The following is a 4,322-nucleotide window of genomic DNA, read 5'->3' as shown; positions in this document are numbered from 1 at the left end:
GGGCCCTGGCCGACCGGCTGCTGCCGGGTGGGCGGGGTGGCCGAAGGGGCGCCCGTGCAGCCAGCCGCGCACCCGCCCGCCCGGCAGCAGCCGGTCGGCCAGGGCCCCGGCGCGGGCGGCGAGGGGGTCCAGGGCGGTCCAGCGGGAGGGGGCGTCGAAGAGGGCGCGGACCAGGGTCATGCCCCGGTCCTACTCCCGTCCGCGCCCGCGTGCACCCGCAGGCGCCGGGCCCGGGAGCCGGCCACGGTTTCGGGGTGCGGGCCCCGGGTAGGGGTCCTGCATGACCAGACCCACCAGCAGCACCGGCCCGCGGGCCGCCGGCGGGTTCGCCGTCGCAGCGCACCGGGCCCCGGTCCTCGCCCGAGGGGAGCGGTGAGCGTGCGGATCGCCATCACGGGCGCCTCCGGCAACGTCTCGACGGCGCTGCTGCTCCGGCTGCAGCAGGGGCTGCGCGGCGAGGACGTCGACGTCGTCGGCATCGCCCGGCGGGTGCCGCAGGTGGACCCCGCGCAGGGCGGCCCGTACGCGGGCGTGCAGTGGGAGCCCCTCGACATCGCCGGCCCCGGCGCCGTGTCCCGCATGACGGAGCTCTTCCGCGGCGTGGACGCCGTCGTGCACACCGCGTGGCTCATCCAGCCCATGCGCGACCCCGCGGAGCTGAGCCGGGTCAACCTCGGCGGGACCCGCAACGTCGTGCGCGCCGCCCTGCAGGCCGGCGTCCCGCACCTGGTGCACCTGTCCTCCCTGGGCGCCTACGCCGAGCACCCCGCCGACGACTCCCGCGTCGACGAGTCCTGGCCGGCCACCGGCCTGCCGACCGTGCAGTACTCGCGGGAGAAGGCCACCTGCGAGGCGCACCTGGACGTCGTGGAGGCCGAGCACCCCGAGCTGGTCGTCACCCGGGTCCGCCCCGCCCTGGTGATGCAGGGCCGCTCCGGCAGCGAGCTCGCGCGCTACTTCGCCGGGGTGCTCACGCCCACCCGGCTGCTGGGCCGGGTGCCGCTGCCCGTGCTGCCCCTGCCGCGGGGGGTGCGCTTCCAGGTGGTGCACGCCGAGGACCTGGCCGACGCCATCGCGCGGATGCTCGAGCGCACCCCGCGCGGCGCCTTCAACGTCGCCGACGAGCCCGTCCTCGGGGGCCGGGACCTCGGCCGGGTGCTGCGGGCCGGGCGCCTGGTGCCCGTGGGCCACCGGCTGGCGCGCCTGGCGGTGCAGGCCAGCTACCACGCCAAGGTCCACCCCGTGCAGCCCGGCTGGTTCGACATGGGGATGGGCGTGCCGCTGCTGGACACCTCACGGGTGCGCGAGGAGCTGGGCTGGCGCCCGGCTCACGCCGCCCAGGACGTGCTGGCGGAGCTGTTCGAGGGGATGCGCGACCACGTCGGCACCGACTCGCCGGCCATGCGGCCGCGCTCGCTGGACCCGACGGCGCGCACGGGGACCTGATCGGTGAGCCGCTCGCGCAGCCGGCGCAGCAGCGCCGACAGCAGCCGGGAGACCTGCATCTGGCTGATGCCGAGGTCGGCGGCGATCTGCGACTGCGTCGCGTCGGCGTAGAAGCGCAGGGCGAGGATGCGCCGCTCGCGCCCGCCCAGGTCGGAGGTGGCGTCCGCGAGGGCGACGAGGTCGTCGACGGCGGCGGCGCCGTCGCCCTCGGCCACCAGGGTGTCGGCGAGGGTGGTGTCGTCGCCGTCGCCGCCGTAGCGGGCGTCCAGCGAGACGGCCGAGTACGCGTTCGAGGCCTGCCGGGCCTCGCGCACCTCGGCAACGGTGGCGCCCAGCTCCGCGGCGAGGGCCTCGTCGGTGCACCCGCCGCGCTGCTCCAGGTCCGCCTGGACGGTGCGCAGCCGCGCGCGCAGCTCCTGCAGGCGCCGCGGCGGGCGCACGTCCCAGCCGTGGTCGCGGAAGTGGCGGCGGATCTCGCCGGTGATGGTGGGGGCCGCGTACGCCGCGAAGGAGGAGCCGGCGTCGGGGCGGTAGCGGTGGGCGGCCTTGACGAGGCCGAGGTAGGCGACCTGGACCAGGTCGTCGAAGCTCTCACCGCGGTTGCGGTAGCGGGCCGCGAGCGACTGGGCGAGGTCGAGGTGGTCGAGCACCAGATCGTCCGGTCGGTGAGACGTCGGTGCGGTCATGGCGGGGTCCTCCCGGGAGCGGGTGCTGCTGGACTGCCCAGGCGACCTGCTGCACCCGGCGGGCCTCAGTCGAGCACCGACCCGGGGGGTCGGCAACCGGACCGCGCCAGGACCGCTCCAGCACCGCGTCAGCAGCGCTCCAGCGCCTCCCGCGGAACGCGCCGCGAGCCCCGCCGCGACCCCTCCCGGGCCGCGGCGGGCGTGCGCCGACGGGGCGCCCTCACGCGTAGTTGCGCGACTTCGAGGTGCGCTGGGACTCCTCCAACGCGGCGAAGCGCGCCTCGGCGTGCGGCGGCAGCACCCGCCGCTCGCGCACCAGCCACGGCAGCCCGCCGACGGCGTCCAGCACGCCGAGGGCGCTGGTGCGGTCGCGCGGCAGCGTCCGCAGCAGGTCGCGGGTGCGCCGGGTCGCCGCCGGCAGCGGCCGCCGCAGCCAGGTGAACCACAGGGTGTTGCGGATGCCGTTGCGCCGCCGCCGCGCGGACTCGCGCAGCACCGACGCCTGGTGGTGGACCTGCAGGTCCTCCAGGTAGCACAGCTCCCAGCCCGCGGCCGCGAGGTCGGCGGCCAGCAGTTCCTCCTCCCCACCCAGCCACAGCCGCTTGGAGAAACCGCCCACGGCCAGGAAAGCGCTGCGGCGCACCACGGAAGCGCCGGCGAGGAAGCTGCCCAGCGCCGGTCCGGGCAACCCCGGGGCGCCCTGGACGGGGGAGTCGCGCAGTTCCGCCACGATGTCGTCCTCCACGCCCCCGGGTTCGACCACGATGCGCGCGGTGAGCACCGCGACGCGCGGGTCGGCGTCCAGGACGTCGGCGGCGCGCTCCAGCGAACCCGGGTCCCACCACGTGTCGTCGTCGCAGAACGCGACGTAGGGGGTGGTGGCCGTCGCGACGCCCGTGTTGCGGGCCACGGCCCCCTGGTTCTCCGGCAGCACGACGACGTCGAGGCGCTCCCCGCCCGCGCTGCCGCGCGGGTGGCGCCGGCGCAGCGCGTCCGCCGTGCCGTCGGTGGAACCGTTGTCCAGCACGAGCACCCGCGGGCGCTCCGGCAGCCGCAGCAGCCGGTCCACCGCCAGCAGCGCCTCCTCGCGCCGCTGCCAGGTGATGAGCACGACGCTCACGCGCTCGTGCGGCGGGCCCCCGGGCACCGGGCCCGGCGCCGCCGCGACCCCCGCCGCCCCGCGCTCCCGCTCCACGGCGCTCACGCCGCGTCCCCGCCGACCAGGCGCAGCCGCCGCTCGACCTCCGCCGAGGGGCGCCGGCGGGCCCGCAGCGCGCGCGGCAGCCGCGGGGCCGCGTCCAGCACCGAGCGCCGGTGCTCCCCGCCCTCCAGCAACCACCGCGCGGTGCGCGCCGCCGCCACCGGCAGGGGCCGGCGCATCCACGCCGTCAGCAGGTAGTTGCGCCCCAGCAGCTCGCGGCGCACGTGCGCGGGGGAGCGGCTGACGGAGGGGTGGTGGTGGGCCACCACGTCCGCCACGTACGCCAGCCCCCACCCGGCCGCCACGAGGTCGTAGGTGACGCGCTCCTCCTCGCCGGCGAAGAAGACCACCTCGTCGAAGCCGCCCACCGCCAGGAACGCCTCGCGGCGCACGATCGCCGTGCACGCCAGGAAGCCCAGCACGTCCGGGCCGGGCAGGTCCGGGCTGCGCCCCCACGGCGCGGTGGCCATGTCCGCGCAGATCGGGTCCAGCACGTCCTCGGGCCCCACGAGCGTGCGCCCGGCCAGCAGCGCCAGGCGCGGGTGCGCGGCGAAGACCCCCTGCGCGCGCGCCAGCGCCCCCGGCTCCCACCACGAGTCGTCGTCGGCGAAGGCCACGAGCTCCGTGCGGGCCGCCCGCACGCCCAGGTTGCGGGCCGTGGCGCCCAGGTTGCGCCCCGGCTGCAGCAGCGTCAGCGGCGGCAGGCCCTCGCGCTCGCGGCGCGCGGCCTCGGCCCGCACCACCTCCACGCTGCCGTCGCTGGAGCCGTTGTCCACGAGCACCACCGGGCCCTCGTGGCGCGGCAGGGTGGCGCGCAGGTCGTCGGCGCGGTCGCGGGTGGCGACCACGACCGTCACGTCGGGGGACGACGGGGAGGGGCTCACGCAGCGGACGCTAGCGGCGACACGCCGCAGCGGCCCAGCGGGGCCGACGGGCGTGTCGGGCCGGGGGGTGGTTGCATCTCCAGCGTGATGCAGACCCCGCCGGAC

At 77.8% G+C, this 4,322-nt stretch carries 4 protein-coding genes and 1 pseudogene; 1 reads left to right on the top strand and 4 read right to left on the bottom strand.

The features are described 5' to 3' along the window. A pseudogene (locus tag GTQ99_RS20360) lies at positions 1-180 on the bottom strand (Rieske (2Fe-2S) protein); the annotation flags it as partial. A gap of 192 nt (positions 181-372) precedes the next feature. Here GTQ99_RS20360 and GTQ99_RS20355 point away from each other — a divergent pair. Beyond that, positions 373-1,446: an NAD-dependent epimerase/dehydratase family protein gene (locus GTQ99_RS20355; RefSeq protein WP_338075151.1), complete on the top strand. Its 1,074-nt coding sequence runs from the start codon at positions 373-375 to the stop codon at positions 1,444-1,446. Here the strand turns inward: GTQ99_RS20355 and GTQ99_RS20350 are convergent. From GTQ99_RS20350 to GTQ99_RS20340, 3 genes are all read right to left on the bottom strand, one after another. Next, positions 1,329-2,132 (bottom strand): sigma-70 family RNA polymerase sigma factor, encoded by an 804-nt coding sequence (locus tag GTQ99_RS20350; RefSeq protein ID WP_166617525.1) that lies wholly within the window; start codon positions 2,130-2,132, stop codon positions 1,329-1,331. The two genes, GTQ99_RS20355 and GTQ99_RS20350, sit on opposite strands and share 118 nt — an antisense overlap. 220 nt (positions 2,133-2,352) lie before the next feature. Next, entirely contained in the window at positions 2,353-3,252 is a 900-nt protein-coding gene (locus GTQ99_RS20345) for a glycosyltransferase family 2 protein (protein ID WP_166617527.1), read from the bottom strand. A gap of 80 nt (positions 3,253-3,332) precedes the next feature. Continuing rightward, positions 3,333-4,217, bottom strand: a complete 885-nt coding sequence (locus tag GTQ99_RS20340; RefSeq protein WP_338075150.1) for a glycosyltransferase family 2 protein — start codon at positions 4,215-4,217, stop codon at positions 3,333-3,335. Positions 4,218-4,322 lie beyond the last annotated feature (105 nt).

It is taken from the genome of Kineococcus vitellinus, assembly GCF_009906315.1.
Lineage (GTDB): Bacteria > Actinomycetota > Actinomycetes > Actinomycetales > Kineococcaceae > Kineococcus > Kineococcus vitellinus.
This window is presented reverse-complemented; position numbering and strand designations above follow the sequence as displayed.

Excerpts from the sequence above, each read along its gene's own strand:
- GTQ99_RS20350 (WP_166617525.1), bottom strand. The coding sequence starts at position 2,132 with ATGACCGCACCGACGTCTCACCGACCGGACGATCTGGTGCTCGACCAC.